Origin of the sequence: Cellulomonas sp. (assembly GCF_017744555.1) — a bacterium.
In the GTDB taxonomy this organism is placed as follows: domain Bacteria; phylum Actinomycetota; class Actinomycetes; order Actinomycetales; family Cellulomonadaceae; genus Cellulomonas.
The window spans coordinates 19,051-39,994 of sequence record NZ_JAGIBD010000033.1; the positions used below are offsets into that span (position 1 = coordinate 19,051).

16 protein-coding genes are annotated in these 20,944 nt (G+C 73.6%); 7 read left to right on the forward strand and 9 right to left on the reverse strand.

What is annotated here, in order from left to right:
• Positions 1–3: 3 nt before the first annotated feature.
• Entirely contained in the window at positions 4–609 is a 606-nt protein-coding gene (locus J7523_RS16870) for an SRPBCC family protein (RefSeq protein ID WP_291889224.1), read from the reverse strand.
• Between the two features lie 102 nt (positions 610–711).
• On the opposite strand from J7523_RS16870, the gene J7523_RS16875 reads away from it, so the two are divergent.
• On the forward strand, positions 712–2,253 hold the full coding sequence (locus J7523_RS16875) for an ATP-dependent DNA ligase (protein WP_291889226.1): 1,542 nt from the start codon (positions 712–714) through the stop codon (positions 2,251–2,253).
• Here the strand turns inward: J7523_RS16875 and J7523_RS16880 are convergent.
• Positions 2,250–3,722, reverse strand: coding sequence for a glutamate synthase subunit beta (locus J7523_RS16880; RefSeq protein WP_291889229.1), 1,473 nt, complete (start codon positions 3,720–3,722; stop codon positions 2,250–2,252). The genes J7523_RS16875 and J7523_RS16880 overlap by 4 nt on opposite strands.
• Before the next feature lie 157 nt (positions 3,723–3,879).
• Positions 3,880–4,461, reverse strand: a complete 582-nt coding sequence (locus tag J7523_RS16885; protein WP_291889231.1) for a DoxX family protein — start codon at positions 4,459–4,461, stop codon at positions 3,880–3,882.
• A gap of 238 nt (positions 4,462–4,699) precedes the next feature.
• Between J7523_RS16885 and J7523_RS16890 the strand changes: the two genes are divergently transcribed.
• Both J7523_RS16890 and J7523_RS16895 read left to right on the forward strand, forming a co-directional pair.
• Positions 4,700–5,572, forward strand: coding sequence for a universal stress protein (locus J7523_RS16890; RefSeq protein ID WP_291889234.1), 873 nt, complete (start codon positions 4,700–4,702; stop codon positions 5,570–5,572).
• A gap of 14 nt (positions 5,573–5,586) precedes the next feature.
• Positions 5,587–6,102: a flavodoxin/nitric oxide synthase gene (locus J7523_RS16895; RefSeq protein WP_291889237.1), complete on the forward strand. Its 516-nt coding sequence runs from the start codon at positions 5,587–5,589 to the stop codon at positions 6,100–6,102.
• A 3-nt stretch (positions 6,103–6,105) separates the two neighbouring features.
• Here J7523_RS16895 and J7523_RS16900 read toward each other — a convergent pair whose 3' ends face one another.
• Entirely contained in the window at positions 6,106–6,672 is a 567-nt protein-coding gene (locus J7523_RS16900; RefSeq protein ID WP_291889240.1) for a TetR/AcrR family transcriptional regulator, read from the reverse strand.
• An 83-nt stretch (positions 6,673–6,755) separates the two neighbouring features.
• Between J7523_RS16900 and J7523_RS16905 the strand changes: the two genes are divergently transcribed.
• Together J7523_RS16905 and J7523_RS16910 are read left to right on the forward strand one after the other, a co-directional pair.
• A complete protein-coding gene (locus tag J7523_RS16905; RefSeq protein WP_291889244.1) occupies positions 6,756–7,652 on the forward strand; it encodes an SDR family oxidoreductase in 897 nt (298 codons plus the stop codon).
• Between the two features lie 69 nt (positions 7,653–7,721).
• Complete coding sequence (locus J7523_RS16910; protein ID WP_291889246.1) at positions 7,722–8,342, forward strand: GNAT family N-acetyltransferase; 621 nt, start codon at positions 7,722–7,724, stop codon at positions 8,340–8,342.
• On the opposite strand, the gene J7523_RS16915 is transcribed toward J7523_RS16910, so the two are convergent.
• Genes J7523_RS16915 through J7523_RS16935 form a run of 5 tightly spaced genes read right to left on the reverse strand, consistent with a single transcriptional unit; the run spans position 8,339 to position 15,036 of the window.
• Positions 8,339–9,337, reverse strand: coding sequence for an RDD family protein (locus J7523_RS16915; protein WP_291889248.1), 999 nt, complete (start codon positions 9,335–9,337; stop codon positions 8,339–8,341). The two genes, J7523_RS16910 and J7523_RS16915, sit on opposite strands and share 4 nt — an antisense overlap.
• A gap of 18 nt (positions 9,338–9,355) precedes the next feature.
• Positions 9,356–10,042, reverse strand: a complete 687-nt coding sequence (locus J7523_RS16920) for an ATP-binding cassette domain-containing protein (RefSeq protein WP_291889250.1) — start codon at positions 10,040–10,042, stop codon at positions 9,356–9,358.
• A complete protein-coding gene (locus J7523_RS16925; protein ID WP_291889253.1) occupies positions 10,039–10,836 on the reverse strand; it encodes an ABC transporter permease subunit in 798 nt (265 codons plus the stop codon). The genes J7523_RS16920 and J7523_RS16925 overlap by 4 nt, the downstream gene beginning before the upstream one ends.
• Positions 10,805–11,848, reverse strand: coding sequence for an MqnA/MqnD/SBP family protein (locus J7523_RS16930; protein ID WP_291889256.1), 1,044 nt, complete (start codon positions 11,846–11,848; stop codon positions 10,805–10,807). Before J7523_RS16930 ends, J7523_RS16925 begins: the two co-directional genes overlap by 32 nt.
• Positions 11,845–15,036, reverse strand: coding sequence for an NAD(P)-binding protein (locus tag J7523_RS16935; RefSeq protein WP_291889258.1), 3,192 nt, complete (start codon positions 15,034–15,036; stop codon positions 11,845–11,847). Before J7523_RS16935 ends, J7523_RS16930 begins: the two co-directional genes overlap by 4 nt.
• Positions 15,037–15,264: 228 nt before the next feature.
• On the opposite strand from J7523_RS16935, the gene J7523_RS16940 reads away from it, so the two are divergent.
• Together J7523_RS16940 and J7523_RS16945 are read left to right on the forward strand one after the other, a co-directional pair.
• Positions 15,265–16,506: a TIGR03862 family flavoprotein gene (locus tag J7523_RS16940; protein WP_291889261.1), complete on the forward strand. Its 1,242-nt coding sequence runs from the start codon at positions 15,265–15,267 to the stop codon at positions 16,504–16,506.
• A gap of 191 nt (positions 16,507–16,697) precedes the next feature.
• A partial coding sequence (locus J7523_RS16945) for a 2-oxoacid:acceptor oxidoreductase family protein (RefSeq protein WP_291889262.1) occupies positions 16,698–20,944 on the forward strand: 4,247 nt, incomplete at its 3' end.

Sequence of the window (20,944 nt, forward strand, 5' to 3'; positions counted from 1 at the left end):
CCGTCAGGCCGTGCGCTCGGCCCGGTCCCGGATGCCGAGCAGCATCCCGCGCGTCATGACCGCGCTGACCAGCGACGTCACCTCCGACAGCACCCGCACCGCCGGGTTGGGCGTCGCGTAGCGCTCACGGGCGACGAGCCGCGTGCGGCCGTGGCAGTCGCGCAGCGCGAACGACCACGTGAACGCGTTGTCGGGGGCCGCGAGGACGAGGACGAAACCGGGCTCGGCGACGACGACGTCGAGCCCGACCTTGTCCGCGAGGCGCACCACGTCGCCCGGGACGAGGTCCTGCCACCGGTCCTCGAGAGTGTTCGCGCTGCGGATCTTGAGGCCGAGCAGGTTCTCCAGGCGGTCGTAGCTGTAGAAGCCGCCCCGGTCCTGCCCGATCTGCACGAGCCACTGCCAGACGACCTCCGGGGTCGCCTCGATCGTCACCGCGCGCGTGGCGACCACGCCCGCCTCCGGGACGAGGTCGTCGCCGGGCATGCGGACGGCGACCTCGTCGTCGGTGGCGCCCCACCGCCGTGCGCGCGCGCGTGCCCACGGGACGGCGACGACGGCGGCGGTCGCCGCGGCCCCGAGGGCGGCGGCGCGGCGGGTGGGGGTCATGGGTCCACCCCACACCGTCGCGGGCGGCCCGACGAGCGACGAACGTCCTGGTCGGGCTCGTGCGGCCGGGCGGATGTCGGTGGGACGGGGCAGGATGCGGGCATGCTGCTGGCCGACCTCGCGGCGACGTCGTCCGCGCTCGCGACGACACGATCGCGGCTCGCCAAGCGCGCGCTGCTCGTCGACCTGCTGCGGCGGACGCCGCCGTCGGACGTCGCCGTGGTGTCCCGGTACCTCGGCGGGGAGCTCCGGCAGCGCCGAGCCGGGCTCGGGTGGCGGTCGCTGACGTCGCTGCCTTCGCCCGCGTCCGCGCCGTCGCTGTCGGTGGCTGCGGTGGACGCGGCCTTCGAGCGGATGGCGTCGCTGTCCGGCGCAGGGTCGGCGACCACGCGGGCGGCCGAGGCGGCCGCGCTGTTCTCGGCGGCGACGGCCGACGAGCAGCGCTTGCTGCGGGGGCTCGTCACCGGGGAGCTGCGGCAGGGGTCGCTCGACGCGCTGCTGCTCGACGCGGTCGCGGAGGCCGCCGGGGTGCCGGCCGAGGCCGTGCGGCGGGCGGCGATGATGGCGGGGGCGACCGAGCCGGTCGCGGTCGCCGCGCTGGGGGCGGCTTCTGCGGCCGAGGCGCTGGCGGCGCTGGGGGAGTTCGGGCTCGTCGTGGGACGTCCGGTGCGGCCGATGCTGGCCCAGTCGGCCTCGGACGTTCCCGCGGCGGTGGCCGCGCTCGGTGGCGGGCGGGTCGTCGTCGACACCAAGCTCGACGGCATCCGCATCCAGGTGCACCGGTCGGGTTCGTCGGTGCGCGTGTTCACACGGTCGCTCGACGACATCACCGAGCGGGTGCCCGAGATCGTCGCTCTCGCGCAGGACCTCCCCGTCTCGGCCGTGGTGCTCGACGGCGAGGCCCTGGCGCTGGGACCCGACGGGCGGCCGCGCCCGTTCCAGGAGACGTCCTCCCGCACCGCGAGCCGCGACGCCGACACGTTTGCTGCGACGACTTTGACGGCCTATTTCTTCGACTGCCTGCACGTCGACGGCGAGGACCTGCTCGACGCGCCGCTGCTGTCCCGGCTCGACGCGCTCGACCGCGTCGCGGGGGCGTGGGCCGTGGACCGGCTCGTCACCGACGATCCTGCGGCCGCCCGCGCGCGGTTCGACGCCGTCGTCTCGGCCGGTCAGGAAGGTGTCGTCGTCAAGGCCGTCGACGCCCCGTACGAGGCCGGCCGGCGCGGCGCCGCCTGGGTCAAGGTCAAGCCCCGGCAGACGCTCGACCTCGTGGTCCTCGCGGTCGAGTGGGGCTCGGGGCGACGGCACGGGCTGCTGTCGAACATCCACCTCGGCGCTCGCGACGAGGCCGGCGGGTTCGTCATGCTCGGCAAGACGTTCAAAGGCATGACCGACGAGATGCTGCGCTGGCAGACGGCGCGGTTCACCGAGCTCGCGACCTCCCCGCTCGACGGCTACGTCGTGCACCTGCGGCCGGAGCAGGTCGTCGAGATCGCCTTCGACGGGCTGCAGCGCTCGACCCGGTACCCCGGGGGCCTGGCCCTGCGGTTCGCGCGCGTGCTGCGGTACCGCGACGACAAGACGGCCGCCGAGGCCGACACGATCACGACGGTCCGCGCGCTCGCGGGCCCCGGGAGCTAGACGCGCAGTGCGACGGTGCTCGCGGTGACCGGCGACGGCAGCTCCGTGCGGCCCGTGAGGTGCGCGTCCACCGCGGCAGCTGCGGCACGCCCTTCGGCGATCGCCCACACGACGAGGGACTGACCGCGCCCGCAGTCGCCGGCGACGAACACCCCGGGCGTCGCGGTGGAGAAGTCGTCGCACCGCTCGAACGCACCGCGCGCGTCCGTCGTGAGCCCGAGCTGGTCGCCGAGCCCGGCGCGCTCCGGTCCGGTGAAGCCGAGTGCCAGCACGACGAGTTGCGCGGGCAGCTCCCGCTCGGTCCCGGCCACGGGTTCGAACCGCTCGCCGACCCGCTCGACGTCCACGACGCGCAGCCCGCCCACCGCGCCCGAGCCGCCGTCGGTGAGCGCGAGCGTCGACACCCCGAACCGGCGCTCACCACCCTCCTCGTGCGACGACGACACCCGGAACACGGCCGGGTACGTCGGCCACGGCTGGGCGGCGGGCCGCTCGTGGGGCGGCTCGGCGAGGATCTCGAGCTGCACGATCGACCGCGCCCCCTGCCGCACGGCCGTGCCGACGCAGTCCGCGCCGGTGTCGCCGCCACCGACGACCACGACGTCGAGACCGGTCGCGACCGGCGCCCCGGCCAGAGGCGCGCCGACGGCCGCGTGGTTCGCGGGGACGAGGTAGTCCATCGCGGGCAGGACACCGCGCAGCTCGCGTCCGGGCACGGGGAGGTCGCGCGGGACGGTCGATCCGGTCGTCACGAGCACGGCGTCGAACCGGCGCCGCAGCTCGTCACCGGTCACGTCGCGTCCCACGTCGACGCCGCACCGGAACACCGTCCCCTCGGCGCGCATGACGTCGAGGCGGCGTTCGACGACGGCGGCGGGCAGCTTGTACTCGGGGATGCCGAAGCGCAGCAGCCCGCCGGGCGCGGACGCACGCTCGAAGACCGTGACGTGGTGCCCGGCGCGCGTGAGCTGCTGCGCGGCGGCGAGCCCGGCCGGCCCGGACCCGACGACCGCGACCGTGCACTCGGTCATCCGGCCCGGGACCTCGGGCACGACGAGCCCGCGGCCGAACGCCTCCTCCGCGATCGACAGCTCGACGTTGCGGATCGTGACGGGCGGCTCGTTGATGCCGAGGACGCACGCGGACTCGCACGGCGCCGGGCACAGCCGGCCCGTGATCTCGGGGAAGTTGTTGGTGAGGTGCAGCCGGTCCGCGGCGTCCTGCCACTGGCCGCGCCACGTGAGGTCGTTCCACTCGGGCATGAGGTTGCCGAGCGGGCACGCGTGGTGGCAGAACGGCACACCGCAGTCCATGCAGCGCCCGGCCTGCCGGTGCAGCACGTCGAGGTACGCGTCGTCACCGACGGGGTGCCGGTGCACCTCGTCCCAGTCGAGGATCCGGACGTCCACCGCCCGGTCGGCCGGGAGCTCGCGCACGCGCGTGGTCAGGAAGCCTCGGGGGTCCGCCATGCGGGGACCGTAGGGCTGCCCAGGCGCGGCCTGCGGGTCGAAGGTCCTAGATGTACCGAATCGCAGCGTGGTCAGGGCAGCCGGCGGACGCGCGACCGCCGACGGGGGAGGGCCCGTCGGCGGTCGGCCCGGTGCTCCGGGCGTGGTGGGGGTCCGTTCAGCGCAGCCAGCGCTGCCGCTGCACGATCCCGAGCTTCGCCCACCTCCGTCCGAGGCCCCACGTGTCTCCGGCGAGCAGGGTCGCGCAGAGGATCAGGACGAGCGCGTAGATGATGTGGTAGTCGATCAGCGGGTTGTTCGAGCCCTGGATGAACGGCCACTCGGCGACCCACATCAGGAGCATGACGAGCGAGCCGGCGACCGCCGAGACCCGCAGCCCGATGCCGAGCATCACGGCGGTGCCGACGCCGAGCATCGCGAGCATGAACAGCCAGTCGGTGACGGGGCTCGCCATCGACGCGAACGTGTCCTTGAACGGCCCGACCGCGGCGAACTTCATGAACCCCTGGCTGGGGGTGCCGCCGTCGATCCAGGCGAGGCTGGGCGTCCCCTCGGTGACCGGGGCGCCGGTGCTGTAGTGCAGGCCGAACGTCTTGTCGAGGAAGGCCCACAGGAAGATGAACCCCGTCGCGAGGCGGGTGATGGCGAGCACGCGGCGGCCGACGGCGCTGGTGACGAGGTCGTCCTCGACCAACGTGGCGGGGTGGGTGCTGGTGCTGACCTCGGGGTGGATGGCCATGACTGACTCCCCTGGGAGCGGGCCCGTCGTCGGACCCTGGTGTGTGGATCTCGTGACGCTCTCCACACAACTCCTTCACATCCGCCCGTCCCAGGGTCGAAGGTCCCGCGCGTGCGGAGATCAGACAAATCAGGACGGAGGTCCCTCCTGCGGCTCGGACGGGAGGAGAATGCTGGCGTCGACGGGCAGGCCGTCCCCAGACACGTGGACGACAACCCCGCAGGGACCGGAGGCTCCCATGCGCATCGACGGACCGGTGGTCGTCGCCCTCGACGGGTCGACCAGCAGCGAGCGGACCATGCGATGGGGCGTGGACGAGGCGGCGCTGCGTGGCGCCGACGTGGTCCTCGCCCGGTGCGTCGACGAGTCCTGGGCGCAGTCCGCGTGGACCTGGTACCCGGAGGTCTCCGCGTTCCCGCCGGACGTCGAGGCGAAGGAGTACCTGGCCGACGTGCTCTACCACGAGCAGGAGCGGCACCCTGAGATCGAGTTCGACGTGCGGATCCCGCACGGTTCGGTCGTGCCGAGCCTGCGCGACCTCACCGACGACGCCCAGCTGCTCGTCGTCGGCTCCGGGGTCCGCCGGGGCCGCCGCCGTCTCGGAGGTGTCGCGACCCACGTCGCCGCCCACGCGCACTGCCCGGTCGCCGTCGTCCGGTCGGACGCCGACCACCCCGAGCTGCCGTCCGCCCCCGTCGTCGTCGGCATCGACGGCTCGCAGGCCGCCCTCGCAGCCGCCCGCGCCGCCGCACGCGAGGCGTGGGAGCTCGGCCGCGGCCTGCTCGTCGTCCACGCGCGCCCGACGATCCCCGACCCGCTCGGCCGCCGCACCGGCTGGCCGGCCCGCACCGACGACCCCGACCACCCCACCCACCGGGCGGCCCGCGCGGTCGCGGACGAGCTCGCCGCGGCGTACCCGGGCCTCCACGTGGACCTCGAGCTCGTCGACGACGACCCCGCCACCTCGCTCGTCGAGCTCTCGCACGCGTCACCGCTGCTGGCCGTGGGCTCACGCGGGCTCGGCGGCTTCCGCGGGATGCTGCTCGGGTCGGTGTCGGCTGACGTGGTGCGCGAGGCGACGTGCCCCGTGCTCGTGGTCCACGAGAACTGAGACGAGGGCTGAACATGAGCGCGCTGGTGGTCTACGAGTCGTCGTTCGGCAACACCGCCGAGCTCGCGCGGGCCGTGTGGGCGGGCATGTTCGCCCGACGCACGGACGTCGAGCTCGTCGAGGTGCGAGGTGCTCCCGAGCACCTGCCCGACGACGTCGACCTGCTGGTCGTCGGCGCGCCCACCCACGCGTTCGGCCTGAGCCGTCCCCGCACCCGCGCCGACGCCGCCGTCCAGGCGGGTCGCCCGCCGGAGCCCAGCACGATCGGCGTCCGCGAGTGGCTCGCGCACCTCGACCACCCCGACCACACCGTGCACGCGGCGGCCTTCGACACCCGCATCCAGAGCCCGCACGTGCCCGGGTCCGCGGCCTCCGGCGCCGGCAAGCGCCTGCGCCATGCCGGGTACGCGGTCGACGACGTGGAGAGCTTCTGGGTCACCGGGACCAAGGGGCCGCTCGCGGCGGGCGAGCTCGACCGGGCGCGCGCGTGGGGGCTGCACCTGGCGGAGGTCATGTCCGCACCCGCCTGAGCGTCAGGAGGCCGTGACCGTCCGCAGGTCCTCGGTCGCGGAGCGGCACAGGTCCGCGAACGACCGCTGCTCGTCGGGCGAGATCCACTGGGCGAACGCCACGTGGAAGACGACGACCGCGGTGTGTGCGGTGAGGCTGGCGGTGGGTTCGGCGAGCCCGCGTCGGCGGAACGCGTCGGCCATGGCGTCGGTGAGGGTGGCAAGCTTGAGCAGCTCGCGCTCCTGAAGGCCGGGGTTGGCGGCGACGATGCCGGCGCGCTGCCGGGCGAACGCGCGGCGCTCGGGCGGGAAGAGCGCGGCGGCGGCATCGAGCGCGGTGGCGACGACGGTCATCGGCGCGGCGTCGCCGTCAGCGGCCGTGACCGCGCCGACGAACGCGTCCTGCAGGCGGGCCTGGCCGTCGAACAGCACCTCGCGCTTGTCGGCGAAGTGCCGGAAGAAGGTCCGCTCGGTGACGCCGGCCGTCCGGGCGATCTCGGCGACCGTGGTCCGCTCGTAGCCGCCGTCGGCGAACAGGGTCAGCGCGGCGTCGCGCAGGCGGTTCTGCGCGTCCGGTTCCCAGCGGGCCATGCGGACATCGTAGGTGATGTCATGGACTGACATGGCGGTGCTACGGTGATGTCATCAACTGACATCACTGGAAGGGAACGACCATGCGCATCTTCGTCACCGGGGCCTCGGGATGGGTCGGCTCGTCCGTCGTCGACGAGCTGCTCGCCGCCGGGCACGACGTCACCGGGCTCGCCCGCTCGGACGCCTCCGCCGCAGCCCTCGATCGGCGCGGCGTCGCCGTCCACCGCGGCGACCTCGACGACCCGGGCAGCCTGCGCGCCGCCGCCGAGGCCGCCGACGCCGTCGTCCACCTCGCGTTCAAGCACGACTTCACCGACTACGCCGGCGCCGGCCGCACCGAGCGGGCCGTGGTCGAGGCGTTCGGCGACGCGCTCGCGGGCACGGGCAAGACGTTCATGCTGGCCTCCGGGCTGGCCGGGGCCGGTCTCGGCCGACCGCTCACCGAGCGCGACCCGAGCCCGCACGTCGGCCCGGACGCGCTGCGCGGCGGGTCCGAGGCGCTCGCCCTGTCGTTCGTCGACCGCGGCATCCGGCCCGTCGCCCTGCGGTTCGCGCCGACCGTGCACGGCGAGGGCGACCACGGCTTCGTCGCGCAGCTCGTGCGGGTCGCCCGCGAGACCGGGGTCGCGGCGTACGTCGGTGACGGGACGAGCCGATGGGCCGCCGTGCACCGCCTCGACAACGCCCGCATGGTCCGGCTCGCGCTCGACAAGGCGGCCGCCGGGTCGGCCGTCCACGGTGTCGCGGAGGAGGGCGTGCCCAGCCGTGCCATCGCCGAGGCCATCGGCCGCGGGCTCGGGCTCCCGGTCGTGTCGGTCGCCCCCGAGGACGCCCTCGCGCACTTCGGCTGGATCGGTGGCTTCTTCTCGCTCGACGTCACCGCGTCCTCGGACGTGACCCGCGAGACGCTCGGCTGGGACCCGACCCACCCGACGCTGCTCGAGGACCTCGACGCGGGGTACTACTTCCGCGCCTGAGCCTGCGGCTCTGTGGCCCAGGGGCGGGTCGCAGGGCGCGCTGGACCGCTCGGGCCCGCCGCCACGAGGATGCCGGTCGTGCCGTACTCCACCACGCCCGTCGTCCCGCCCGGCCGCATGTCGGCGCAGCCTCAGCCGACGCTCGTCGCCGGTGACCTCGTGCTGCGCCCCTGGACGCCCGAGGACTGGCCGGTGGTCGTCGCCGCGCACGCCGACCCGGCGATCCGGTACTGGCACACGCGCGCCCTGACCGAGCAGGCGGAGGCCGCCGAATGGATCGCGCAGCGCAGCGGGGCGTGGGCCGAGGAGACCGGGGCCGAGTGGGTCGTCGAGGACGAGTCGGGCGTCGTCGGCCGGGTGGCCGTGTACCACCTGGACCTGCACGACGGCGTCGGTGAGATCGGCTACTGGGTGCTGCCGGAGGCCCGCGGCCGAGGGGTCGCGGCGCGGGCCGCGGCGGCGGGGATCGACTGGGCGTTCGGCGAGCTCGGCATCGAGCGGGTGCAGCTCGAGCACTCCGCTCTCAACACCGCGTCGTGCCGGGTCGCGCAGCGCCTCGACATGTCGCTGGAGGGCGTCCTGCGAGCGCACCTCCTGCACTTCGACGGCCGCCACGACGCACACCTGCACGGGCGCCTGGCGCCGGGCGTACGGCCGGTCGACCACGCCGACCCGAACTCGGTGACCTAGCCCTCGATGAGGGGTGCCTGCTCGTCCGGCCCTTCGGGGCCGCCGAGCGTGCACAGCCACGAGGACGTCCCGCCCGCCTCGGACGTGAGGCGCACGACCCAGCCCGAACCGGCGTCTGCCGTCACGTCGTGGGGGATCGTCAGCTCCGGCACCTCGTGGACGTCGTCCGTGCGGGCGACGCCGTCGCGGAACGTCACGGTCCGGTGCCAGACCTCGTGATCGTCGCGGTCTCGCAGCGAGACGCCGAGCCGGGTGCCGTCCGCGGGAGCAGCAGCCGACGCGGAGGTCCACGTGAGAACGGTCTGGGGATGCATCGTCGACAGGCGGCGGATCCCTAGCCGGCTCACCCAGACGTCACCGGGCACGCGCAGCGCGACCGTCTCGATGCCGCCGAGCCTGTCCGCGAGACCGCACGAGACCGTGGTCGTGCCCGTCTCGGAGACGGTCGGTGAGACGACCAGTGCGAGCGCGAACGCGGAGGCGACCGCTGCGATCAGCCGGACCGGGACGTCCACGTGCCCCCGCACGACGACGGTCGACGCGAGGGTGTCGGCGAAGGTCTGCCGCCGGGCGTTCCACAGCGGCCGCAACCAGCCGATCAGCAGGATCCAGTCGAGGACGTGCAGCACCTCGCGGCCTGCCGTGCGCAGCAACCCCGCCGGCTCGTGGTCCGACTCCCGCACCACACGGATGCCGACGACGGACTTGCCGGGCGTCACGCCGGTGAAGGCCTGCAGCAGCAGCACGACACTCACCGCCCCGGCCGTCCACCAGGAGAACGTGCCTGCCGGCTCCACGACGTCGATGCCGTTCAGGAGGGCAGGGGTCAGCAGGAACGGGACGGGCACGGGCGACCCGGTCGCGAGCCACGCGACGGCTGCCACGAGCGCGCCGTCCAGCAGCGACCCGAGGGCCCGCCGCCACCAGGGGGCGTAGGCGACCGACGGGACCGCGTCCCGGACTGGCGGCGCGACGGGCGCGTCGGCGAGCGTCATGCGCGCATCCTGCCAACGTCACGCGGGCCGCACGGGCGATTCGCCCGAAGATGACCCGGACGAGCGGACGGCGGGCGTCGAACGATGCGCCGACTCGGCGCTCATGGGTTGCTCCGGCGTTCCCTCGCCCGACCCCAGCCGGACCACCGTCGCGCCGAGCCGGGCGGTGTCGTCGAGGTCGTGCGTCACGAGCAGCACCGACCGGCCCGCGCACGCCTCGGCCACCCAGGCGAGCACGCCGGGCCGGCCGTCGGCGTCGATGCCGGTGAACGGCTCGTCGAGCACCACGAGCGTCGCGTCGGTGAGCAGCGCGCGGGCGATCGCGACGCGGCGGCGCTGCCCGCCGGACAGTGCCCGTACGGGCAGCGTCAGGGCGTCGGCCGTGAGCCCGAGGGCCCGCAGCTCGCCCGCGACGACCGCGGCGGGCACCTCGCGCGGCAGCACGAGCCGCACGTTGGCGACCGCGTCGAGGTGCTCGCACAGCCGGTCCTCCTGGAACACGGCCGCCCGGCGGTGGCCGGCGAGCCCGGTGACGGAGCCCGCCTGCGGTGCGATGAGGCCGAGCAGCACCCGCCCGAGGGTCGTCTTGCCGGAGCCGTTCGGACCGGTCACGGCGACGACGCCGTCGCGCGGCAGGCACAGGTCGACGCCGTCGAGCACCACCCGGCCGCCGAGCGAGACGGTCAACCCGCGGACGAAGATCATCGCGGCACCGCCTCGGCCGGGCGGGACGCGGCGTGCGCCGACGGCACCCGCCGCAGCAGGGCCGCCACCACCTTCTCGACGCCCAGGCTGAGCGCCACCACCACCGCGGTCCACACGAACAGGTCCGCGCTCTCCAACAGCACCTTCGCGTCGTACAGCCGCTCGCCGATGCTGCCGCCGGGCAGGCCGATGACCTCGGCCGCGACGCCGCTCTTCCACGCGAGCCCGATGCCGACCTGGCACGCCGCGGCGAAGAACGGCAGCACGGCGGGCACGTCGACCGCGGGCAGGCGGCGCAGCAGCGGGACGTCGAACACCGCGGCCACCTCCAGCATCGCGGGGTCGCGCTGCCGGACGCCTTCGAGCACGGCCGCGTACGTGACGGGCAGGACCATCAGCGCGCTCACGACGACCGCCAGGCGGCTGCTGTCGACCCAGATGAGCACCAGGATGATGAAGCTCACGACGGGCGTGGCGCGGACCGCCCCGACGAGCGGGGACAGCAGCGCGTCGACGGCCCGCCACCGGGCCGCCGCGACGGCGGTCACGGTACCCAGCACCGTCCCGAGGACGAACCCCGCGAGGATCCGCACGAGCGAGAACACGACCGTCTCCCAGAACCCCGGGGTGACGGCGAGCTCGACGAACCGTGCGCCGACCTCCGCGGGCGAGGGCAGCAGGAGCCGCTGACCCACGGCCAGCGCCGCGAGCCACCAGACGACCAGCCAGAACGCCCCCACCAGCACGGGGCGGGCGACCGACCTAGCCGTCGACGCCGTAGTAGAAGTCGTCACCGGGCAGCGCTCCTCCGACCGTCGCCGGGTCCGCGTCGTGCAGCACGTCGAGGTACCCCTCGAGCGCGTCCCGCATCGCGGAGCCGTCCAGGTAGGTGATGTGCGACGCCGGGATGGCGGCGGTCGCGACCTTCGCCGCGGGGACGACGCCCGCCGCGGCGATGAGCGCACCGGCGTCGTCCGGGTGCGCGTTCGTGAACTCCACGGACGCGGCGTAGTCGTCGAGGAACTCGGCGAACGCGTCCGGGTGCTCCGCGGCGAACGCGGCGCGCACGACGGCGACCCCCATGACGAGCTCCGAGCCGGGCGTGACCTTGCGCCACTCGTCCGTGAGGTCGAGCGCGGTGCGCGCCCCCGGGATCTGCGCCTCGGCGACGGTGACGAACGGCTGCGGCAGGACGGCGACGGCGGACGGGTCCGCGGCGAGCTGGGCGGCGACCTGCGTCGGCTCGCTCAGGTACTCGACGTGGAGGTCAGCGGCCGGGTCGAGCCCGTTCTCGGAGAGAAGGTGGTCGAGGACCAGCTGGGGCGTGGTGCCCTTGCCGGAGCTGTAGACGGTGCGTCCGCGCAGGTCGGCGAGCGAGTGCACGGTCTCGCCGACCTCGACGACCTGCAGCACGCCGAGCGTGTTGACGGCCGCGACCTGCACGGCGGCGGGCGTCGCCTTCGTCTTGGCGTACAGCACGGCGGCCAGGTTGGACGGGACCATCGCGACGTCGACGTCGCCGTGCAGCACCTGGGGGACGACCTCGTCGGGCGTGCCGTACACGGTCACCTGGTAGTCGTGCCGCGCGGTGCCCTGGGTGGCGGTGTCCATGAGCTCGACGAGGCCCATCGTCGTCGGGCCCTTGAGGGAGGCGATCCGGAACGTGGTGCGCTCGGCGGCCGTGGCCGTCGGCGAGGCCGTCGTGGGGCTCGGGGTCGCGGCGGTGCCCGCAGCGGTGCCGGCGCAGCCGGACAGGAGGGCCGCGACCGCGAGGGCGGCGACGAGCAGACGGGGACGCACGGTCACGGGGTACCTCCGGTGGTGGTGTGCTCCGCCGTGCGGAACGGGGCGTAGGACGTGTGCAGCAGCCGGTGCGCGAGCGGGGAGTTCGGCTCGCCGTAGTACTCGTCGTAGAGGCGCAGGATGTCGGGGTTCTCCTGGGAGCGACGCATCGGCGCGGTGCGGTCGATGTCCACCAGCACCTGCTGCCGCGCGGTCGTCTCGAGCGCGTCCTGCGGCACGGGGTGACCGGCACCGTTGACGCACCCGCCGGGGCACGCCATGACCTCGATGAGGTCGTACCCGACGTCCTCGCCGTCGCGGATCCGGCGGGCGAGGGCGTCGACGTTGTTCAGACCGCTGATCACCGCGACCCGGACGGTGGTGCCGCCCGCGTCGACCGTCGCCTCCTTGACGCCCTCCAGGCCGCGGACCGCGTGCACGTCGAGGTCGACGAGCGGCTCGCCGGTCAGCTTCTCGACCGCCATCCGCAGCGCGGCCTCCGCGACACCGCCGGACGCGCCGAACAGCACGCCGGCGCCGCTGACCCGGGAGTACGGCTCGTCGAAGTCCGCCGGCTCGACGTCCTCGGGGCCCAGGTGCAGCATCTCGACCATCTCGAGGAACTCGGTGGTGGTCAGCACGGCGTCGACGTCGCGGACCCCGTCGGGCGCGAACTCCGGCCGGGCCGCCTCGTACTTCTTCGCGAGGCACGGCACGATCGACACGGTGTAGAGCGCCGGCACCGGGATCCCGGTCAGCTCCGCGAAGTGGTGCTTCACGGTGGTGCCCATCATCTGCTGCGGCGACTTGCAGCTCGACAGGTGCGGGATGAGCTCGGGGAACCGGCGCTCGACGAGGTTGACCCAGCCGGGGCAGCACGACGTGAACTGCGGGAGCCGTTCGCCGCTGCCGACCCGCCCGAGGAACTCGGTGGTCTCCTCGAGGATCGTCAGGTCGGCCGCGAACGCGAAGTCGAAGACCTTGTCGAACCCGACCCGGCGCATCAGCCCGGCGATGAACGGCGACGCCTGCTCCGGCGCGAGCCCGTACTTGTCGGCGATCACGCTGCGCACCGCGGGTGCGACGAACCCGACGACGACCTTGTCGGGGTCGTTCATCGCGGAGAACACCCCGCCGCGCTCGCGGACGTAGTCGAGCGCGCCGCACGGGCAGGCCCGCACGCACTGGCCGCAGGACACGCAGTCGGTGAGGCCGAGCGGCTGGTCGTTGCGGGTGCCGACGGTCAGCCGGCCGTTCTCGAACTGGTAGGCCAGCACGTCGACGCCCTCGACCTGCGCGCACGCCGCGACGCAGCGGCCGCACGAGATGCACTTGTTGTGGTCGCGGACGATGAACGGGTGGTCCTGCTCGATCGGCGTGTACGGCCGGACGTGCAGCGGCGGCAGGAACACCACCTGGTGCTCGGTGGCGGCGTCCCGCAGCGCGCAGTGGTTCTGCTTGGAGCAGCCGCACTCCAGGCACCGGGCCGCCTCGGCGCGGGCCTGCTCCGCCGTGAGGCCGAGCTCCACCTCGACGAAGCTGTCGACCCGCTCCTTCGGCGGCAGCGCCGGCATCACCGCGCGGCGCGCCCGCGGCTGGAGCTCGAACTCGTCGCGCGGCAGGTCCTCGAGGGTGCCGCGGCTGCATGTGTAGTCCTCGTGCGACGGGCTCACGGTGCCCGTGCGGACCAGCTCGTCGATCGCCTGCGCGGCGCGCCGCCCGGCCGCGATCGCCTGGATGACCGTCGCGGGCCCGGTCACGCAGTCGCCGCCGGCGAACACGTTGCTCGCCGAGCTCTGCATGGTGCGGCCGTCGACGTCGACGTCGCCCCACTTGTTGAGCCGGACGGGCAGGTCGTCCCAGAGGAACCCCGTGTCGGTGGTCTGGCCGATCGCGCCGATCACGGTGTCCGCGTCGATCGTGAAGTCCGAGCCCTCGACGACGACGGGCCGCCGGCGGCCGGAGCGGTCGGGCTCGCCGAGCTCCATGCGGGTGCAGTGCAGCTGGAGGCGGCCGTCCTCGGCGGTGATCCGGGTGGGGGCCGCGAGGAACACCATCTCGACGCCCTCGTGCAGCGCCTCCTCGATCTCGAGCGGCTCGGCCGGCATCTCGTCGCGCGTGCGCCGGTAGACGAGCTTCACGTCGCGCGCGCCCTTGCGCAGGGCGGTCCGCACGCAGTCGATCGCGGTGTTGCCGCCGCCGACCACGACCACGGTGTCGCCGACCGGGTCGTCCTTGCCCTTGACGACACCCCGCAGCCAGCTGATGCCCAGGTGCACGTTCGGCAGGTGCTCGCCGTCGAGGTGCATCGGCGTCGCGCGCCAGGACCCGACGGCCAGGTAGACGGCGTCGTACTCCTTGCGCAGCTCGTCGAGCCGCAGGTGGGTGCCGAGGGCCTTCCCGGTGACGATCTCGACGCCGATCGCCCGCATGAACGCGATCTCGTCGTCGAGCGTCGCCTTCGGCAGCCGGTACTCGGGGATGCCGTAGCGCATCATGCCGCCGGGCTGGTCCTGCTTCTCGAACACGGTGACGCGGTGGCCGGCGATCGTCGCGTAGTACGCGGCGGACAGGCCCGACGGGCCGGCGCCGACGACCGCGACCCGCTTCCCGCTCGGGTCGGCCAGGCGCGGGGTCCACGGCTCGTCCTGCGCCCGGTCCCAGTCCGCGACGAACCGCTTGACGTGGTTGATCGCCACCGGCTCGTCGACCAGGTTGCGCCGGCACTCCGACTCGCACGGGTGCGGGCACACCCGGCCGCACGCCGACGGGAACGGGTTGCGGTCCTTGATGACCCGGATCGCGGCCTCGAAGTTCCCCGTGGCGACGTGGTTCAGGTAGGTCTGGATGTCGATGTTCGCCGGGCACGTCTGCACGCACGGTGCGACGCAGTCGGCGTTGTGGTCGCACAGCAGCTGCTCCAGGCGGACGGCGCGGTACTCGCGCAGCCGCTCGCTGGTGGTCGTGACGGCCATGCCCTCGGTCACCGGGGTGATGCAGGCCTTGACGTCCCGGGTCGTCTCACCACCCAGCTCGACGACGCACAGGCCGCAGCTCCCGTTCGCGCGCTCCAGCCGGCCGTCGTGGCACAGCGACGGCACCTCGACGCCTTCCGCCGTGAGCGCCTGGAGCAGCGTCGCGCCCTCGCGCAGCTGCATCGGCCGGCCGTCGACAGTGACGTTGACGCGCCGGGACTGTCCCACCTCGTGCACGACGACCTCCCACGGTTCGTGGGGCCCCTTGTCGCGGCGGGCGCGACCCGCGTCCGAAGGACCGGGCGATGCGTCGAACGCCGTCGTTGGCCCTCGATGCCGACGCTAGGGCCCTGTGAGGGGGGTCACGTCGGGACCTCCGACCTAGGTCGGCGTCGTTCGTGCCTGCGTCCCGACGTTGTACGTTCGGCCGATGCCCCTGCGCGCCGCACCCGTCCGGCCCGGCCGATGAGCACGGCGACCGTGGTCGGCGGCGGACCGGCCGGGCTGATCGCCGCGGAGGTGCTGGCGAAGGCCGGGGTGGCGGTCACGGTGTACGACCGCATGCCGTCCGTGGCCCGCAAGCTCCTCCTGGCGGGCCACGGCGGACTGAACATCACGCACTCCGAGGACCGTGACGCGTTCCTCGGCCGCTACGGCGGCTCGGCCGGCCGGCTGGCGCCGATGCTCGACGTGTTCGGGCCGCAGGACCTGCGCGACTGGTGCGCCGCGCGTGGCGAGCCGACGTTCGTCGGGTCGAGCGGGCGGGTCTTCCCGCGCTCGTTCCGCGCGGTGCCGCTGGTCCGCGCCTGGCAGGCGCGTCTCGCGGAGCTCGGGGTGCGGACCGAGACGCGCCGGCAGTGGACGGGGTGGACGGACCGGCGCGACGGGCTCCGCCTCACCGGCCCCGACGGGCGGACGGTCGAGGTCGCGAGCGACGCGGTGGTGTTCGCGCTCGGTGGGGCGTCGTGGCCGAGGCTCGGGTCGGACGGCGGCTGGGCCGACCGGTTCGCCGACCTCGGCGTGGCGGTGTCGCCGCTGCGGCCGGCCAACGTCGGGATGCGCGTCGCGTGGACGGGCCCGTTCGCGGACCGCTTCCAGGGGACGCCGCTCAAGAACGTCGCCCTGACGGTCCGCGGGCGGCCGGGACGCACGGCTCGCGGCGACGCGATGGTGACCCGGTCCGGCATCGAGGGCGGGCCGGTGTACGCGATCGGTGCCACGATCCGCGACGCCCTCGACGCCGACGGCCGGTGCGTCCTCGACGTCGACCTCCGGCCCACCCACACCGTCGCGGAGCTCACCGACCGGTTGCAGCGGCGCCGGCCGAAGGACTCCGGGTCCACCTGGCTGCGGCGTTCGATCGGGCTCGACCCGGTCGCGGTCGCGCTGCTGTGGGACGCCGGCGGCGGCGCGCTGCCGAGCAGCCCCGCCGCGGCCGCCGAGCTGGTCAAGGCGGTGCCCGTGGTGGTGACCGCGACGATGCCGATCGACCGGGCGATCTCGACCGCGGGTGGCATCGCCTGGTCGGAGGTCGACGACTCGCTCATGCTGCGGCGCCTGCCGGGCACGTTCGTGGCGGGCGAGATGCTCGACTGGGAGGCACCCACGGGCGGGTACCTGCTGCAGGCGTCGTTCAGCACCGGTGTGGTGGCGGGACAGGGGGTGGTGGCCTGGCTGGAGCGCGGCCGGGCGCGGGGAGTCGTCTAGGGACTTCGGTCCCTCGACCATCGCCTGACCGGAACTTTACGCTCACAGCGTCCCAGCTGGGCCTGTGAGGAATGCGATGAAGCCCCTCGTCGGCGGTCCGACTCACGGGACGACGTCGCCGTCGTCCCGCCTCGGCGCGCCGTGGGGCAGGTCCGCACGGTCCGCTCCACTTCTCGCATCGGACGCGCTCAGTGACTGCTGATCAGCCCAAGTACCCAGGCCTTCCGGACGTCATCAACGGCAACGGCGCAGTCGCGCACGTGATGAAGCACGTGTGCGGCGGTGTCATCGGCTACCCGATCACGCCCTCGACAGAGATCTCCGAGACGTTCGAGGCGGCCCGTGCCGAGGGCCAGCTCAACGTCTGGGGCGCCCATCCGTTCTTCGTCGAGGCCGAAGGTGAGCACTCGGCGCAGAGCGGCGCCCTGGGCGCTGCGCTCACCGGAGGTAATTTCATCTCCAATGCCTCGTCAAGCCAAGGCATCCTGTATGCCCTCGAGTCGCACTACGTGACCGTGGGCAAGAAGATCGGCGGCTTCGTCCTGCAGGTCGCGGCGCGCGTGGTGAGCAAGCACTCGCTGAACGTCATGGCCGGGCACGACGACATCTACGCGCTGCTCCCGGCCGGCTACACCATCCTGTTCGGGTCCAACCCGCAGGAGGCGTCCGACCTGGCGGCGATCGCGTACCGGACGTCGTCCCTGTCGCTGATCCCGGTCGCCAACACCTTCGACGGCTTCGCCACGAGCCACGTGATGAGCGAGGTGCTGCTTCCCGAGCCCGAGCTCCTGAAGGAGTACCTGGGCGACCCGGCCGGTCGCATCGCCTCCCCGACCGTCGCGCAGGAGATCCTGTTCGGCGCCAAGGGCCGCGTGTTCCAGCTCGGCCGGTACCTCGACCGGCACGCCGCGGACTTCGCGCCCGACGACCTCGCCGCGCTGCGCGCCCACCTGGCGGCGATCGCCGACGAGGTCGAGGCCGACGACGCCGGCGACCTCGTCGCCGGGACGGCATCGTGGGTGCCCGAGGACCTGCGGGCGCAGTGGCGCCGCGCCTGGGTGAACGCGTGGGCCAAGGGCACGCGCCAGCTGGTGCCGGCGCTCGTCGACCCGCACAACCCGGGCCTCACCGGCCCGGTGCAGAACCAGCCCGACTTCCAGGCCGGTGCGGTGGACCACCGCACGCACTTCGTCTCGGCGGTGCCGGCGCTCGCCCGCCAGGCGATGGCCGAGTACGCCGAGCTGACCGGGCGCGCGTACTCCCCGGTCATGGCGTACGACTGCGAGGACGCCGACTACGTCATGGTCGGCCTCGGCTCGATCACGGACGACGTGCGTGCCGTGCTGCCCTACCTGCGGGCCCAGGGGCTCAAGGTCGGCGTCGTGTCCGTCAAGATGCTGCAGCCCTTCCCCGAGGCCGAGCTCGTCGAGGCGCTCAAGAACGCCAAGGCCGTCACGGTCCTCGAGCGGTCCGACGACACCGCCCTGACCCGCCTCGTGACGCAGGCGCTGTTCCGGGCCCGCGCCAACGCGTCCGCCCCGGACGAGTTCCCCGGCATCCCCGCGCTCGCCACGAGCCCGCGCCTCACCACGGCGATCTTCGGCCTCGGCGGGCACGACGTGCAGCCGCGGCACACGGTCGCCGCGTTCAAGAACATGGTGTCGCCGACCGGCTCGCCGCTGGTCTACGTCGGCTCGCAGTTCTTCAACGACTCCGCGACGGGCGAGCTCGCGGGGATCCAGGAGCGGCTGCGCGCTGCCTACCCGGAGACCGAGCTCATGGCGCTCGCCACCGAGCCGAACCCACAGGTGCTGCCGCAGGACGCGCTGCGCATCCGGTTCCACTCGGTCGGCGGCTACGGCACCATCGCCACCGGCAAGCTCCTCACCGACATCCTCGCCGGCGTGCTCGGCATGTACTCGAAGTCGGCGCCGAAGTACGGGTCGGAGAAGAGCGGCGCGGCGACCAACTTCTACATCACCCTGTCGCCCGAGCCCGTGCTGCTCACCAACGCCGAGCTCGAGGACGTGGAGGTCGTCGTCTCCCCGGACCACAAGGCGTTCGTCCACACCAACCCGCTCAAGGGCCTGGCGGTCGGCGGCACGTTCATCATGCAGTCCGACCTCGCGCCGATCGACGTGTGGCGCAGCCTGCCCGCGCACGCGCGGCGGACCATCCGCGAGAAGAAGATCACGTTCCTCGTGATGGACGCGTTCCGCGTCGCGAAGAAGCACGCGCCGACGCCTGAGCTCGAGACCCGGATGATGGGCATCGCGTTCATCGGCGCCGTCGTCGGCCGGGTCGACCGCATCTCCCAGGGGGCCACGCAGGACGCGATCCTCGAGAAGGTGCGCCACGAGCTGACGAAGAAGTTCGGTCGCAAGGGCGACACGATCGTCAGCTCGAACATGGCGGTCATCACCGACGCGATCGCGGCGATCCGCCCGATCGACTACGAGTCCGACGAGCTCGTCGCCGTCGACGCCGAGCCGGCAGCCGTACGCCAGCGCTCCGTCGCGCTGTCGGCGTCGATGTGCCCGGTCGCGGCGGAGCCGCGCGCCACGGCGCTCTTCGACCCCGCCTACTACGAGGACCTCGCCGCCCGCCCGTTCCGCGAGGGCACCGCCGGCGAGTCGCCGGTGCTCCCGGGCGCCGGCCTGTTCATGCCGGTCGGCACGGGCATCCAGAAGGACAAGGGCATCTTCCGGCGCACCGTGCCGGTGTTCGACCCGACCGCCTGCACCGGCTGCCTCGAGTGCGGGATCGTCTGTCCCGACGCGGCGATCCCGAACACGCTGCACGAGATCCACGACCTCGTGCTGTCGGCCATCGGCCAGGTGGACGCCCCGGAGCCGCAGCGCGAGGCTCTGCGCGCGGTGGCCTACGCCTGGTCCGAGCGGATCCGCCAGGAGCTCCGGGCGGACACCGGCGCGACGTCGCTCGCGGCGGTCGCCGCGAAGGCGGTCCCCGACACGGACGAACGCGCGGTCGCGCGGTACGCCGGCGCGGTCGTCGAGGCGCTCGCGGCGTTCCCCGTCGCGCGGACGCGTCCGTTCTTCGACGCGACGGAGAAGCAGACGCCCGGCACCGGTGCGTTGTTCTCCGCGGTGATCGACCCGTGGAAGTGCACCGGCTGCCTGCAGTGCGTCGACGTCTGCGGGCCCGGCGCGCTGACGGCGGCCGAGCAGGACGAGAGCCTGCTCGACATGCTCGAGCAGCGGTTCGAGACGATGGCCGCGCTGCCCAACACGCCGAAGCGGTTCGTCGCCGACGCCGTGACACCCGGTGGCGACGTCAAGCGGATGGTCCTCGACCACGCGAACTACTACGCGATGGTCGGCGGGCACGGCGGCTGCCGAGGCTGCGGCGAGGTCACCGCGATCCGGCTGGTGACCGCACTGTCCAGGGCCCTCGGCCAGGAGCGCAGGCGCGCGCATGTCGCCGAGCTGGAGACCACGATCGAGCAGCTCACCGCCAAGCTCGGCACCGTCGACGACGCCGCCCGTCGCCGGCACCTCGGCACGCTCGTCGGCGAGCTCGACAAGGCGCTGTACCTCTACGAGGGCGGACCCACCGGCAGCGGTCCGGCGTCGACGGTCATCGCGAACTCGACCGGCTGCTCGTCGGTCTACGCCTCGACGATGCCGTTCCAGCCGTACCTCGACCCGTGGGTCAACAGCCTGTTCCAGGACGCCCAGCCGCTCGCCGTCGGCATCTACGAGGGCCTCGCGTCGCAGGTCGTCCCGGAGGTCCGGGCGCTGCGCGACGCGAAGCTCGAGCTGGCCGACGCCTACGACCCGGCCGTCCACGGCAAGGCCGGCGCGACGCTCACGTGGCACGACCTCACCGCCGACGAGCTCTCGCTCCTGCCGAACGTCCTGACCATCGGCGGCGACGGCGCGACGTACGACATCGGCTTCGGTGCCCTGTCGCGCGTCCTGACCGGCGGCACGCCGATCAAGGCCCTGGTGCTCGACACCGGGGGGTACTCCAACACCGGCGGCCAGGCCTCCACCGCGTCGCTCACCGGTCAGGACGCCGACCTCGCCCGGTACGGCAAGGCACATGCCGGCAAGCGTGAGGTGCGCAAGGAGTTGGGCGTCCTCGCGGCGTTCCACCCGAACGTCTTCGTCGCCACCACGGCGACCGCGCTGCACGGGCACTTCCTCGCCGCCGCCATGAGCATGCTCGAGTTCGACGAGGGCGCGGCGGTCATGGAGATCTACGCCCCCTGCGGCACGGAGAACGGCATCCCCGAGGACCTGTCGAACCGTCGCTCTCGCCTCGCGGTCGAGAGCCGGGTCAGCCCGCTGTTCGTGCACGACCCGCGCAAGGGCGACACCCTGCCCGAGCGGTTCGACCTCGACGGCAACCCGGACGTCGACGCGCTGTGGAGCACCTCGACCCTCGAGCACGTCGACGAGAACGGGAACCTGCA

What these genes read in the sequence shown, in the direction of transcription:
- J7523_RS16870 (WP_291889224.1), bottom strand. Translation starts at nt 609, where the DNA reads ATGACCCCCACCCGCCGCGCCGCCGCCCTCGGGGCCGCGGCGACCGCC.
- J7523_RS16875 (WP_291889226.1), top strand. Translation starts at nt 712, where the DNA reads ATGCTGCTGGCCGACCTCGCGGCGACGTCGTCCGCGCTCGCGACGACA.
- J7523_RS16880 (WP_291889229.1), bottom strand. Translation starts at nt 3,722, where the DNA reads ATGGCGGACCCCCGAGGCTTCCTGACCACGCGCGTGCGCGAGCTCCCG.
- J7523_RS16885 (WP_291889231.1), bottom strand. Translation starts at nt 4,461, where the DNA reads ATGGCCATCCACCCCGAGGTCAGCACCAGCACCCACCCCGCCACGTTG.
- J7523_RS16890 (WP_291889234.1), top strand. Translation starts at nt 4,700, where the DNA reads ATGCGCATCGACGGACCGGTGGTCGTCGCCCTCGACGGGTCGACCAGC.
- J7523_RS16895 (WP_291889237.1), top strand. Translation starts at nt 5,587, where the DNA reads ATGAGCGCGCTGGTGGTCTACGAGTCGTCGTTCGGCAACACCGCCGAG.
- J7523_RS16900 (WP_291889240.1), bottom strand. Translation starts at nt 6,672, where the DNA reads ATGGCCCGCTGGGAACCGGACGCGCAGAACCGCCTGCGCGACGCCGCG.
- J7523_RS16905 (WP_291889244.1), top strand. Translation starts at nt 6,756, where the DNA reads ATGCGCATCTTCGTCACCGGGGCCTCGGGATGGGTCGGCTCGTCCGTC.
- J7523_RS16910 (WP_291889246.1), top strand. Translation starts at nt 7,722, where the DNA reads ATGCCGGTCGTGCCGTACTCCACCACGCCCGTCGTCCCGCCCGGCCGC.
- J7523_RS16915 (WP_291889248.1), bottom strand. Translation starts at nt 9,337, where the DNA reads ATGACGCTCGCCGACGCGCCCGTCGCGCCGCCAGTCCGGGACGCGGTC.
- J7523_RS16920 (WP_291889250.1), bottom strand. Translation starts at nt 10,042, where the DNA reads ATGATCTTCGTCCGCGGGTTGACCGTCTCGCTCGGCGGCCGGGTGGTG.
- J7523_RS16940 (WP_291889261.1), top strand. Translation starts at nt 15,265, where the DNA reads ATGAGCACGGCGACCGTGGTCGGCGGCGGACCGGCCGGGCTGATCGCC.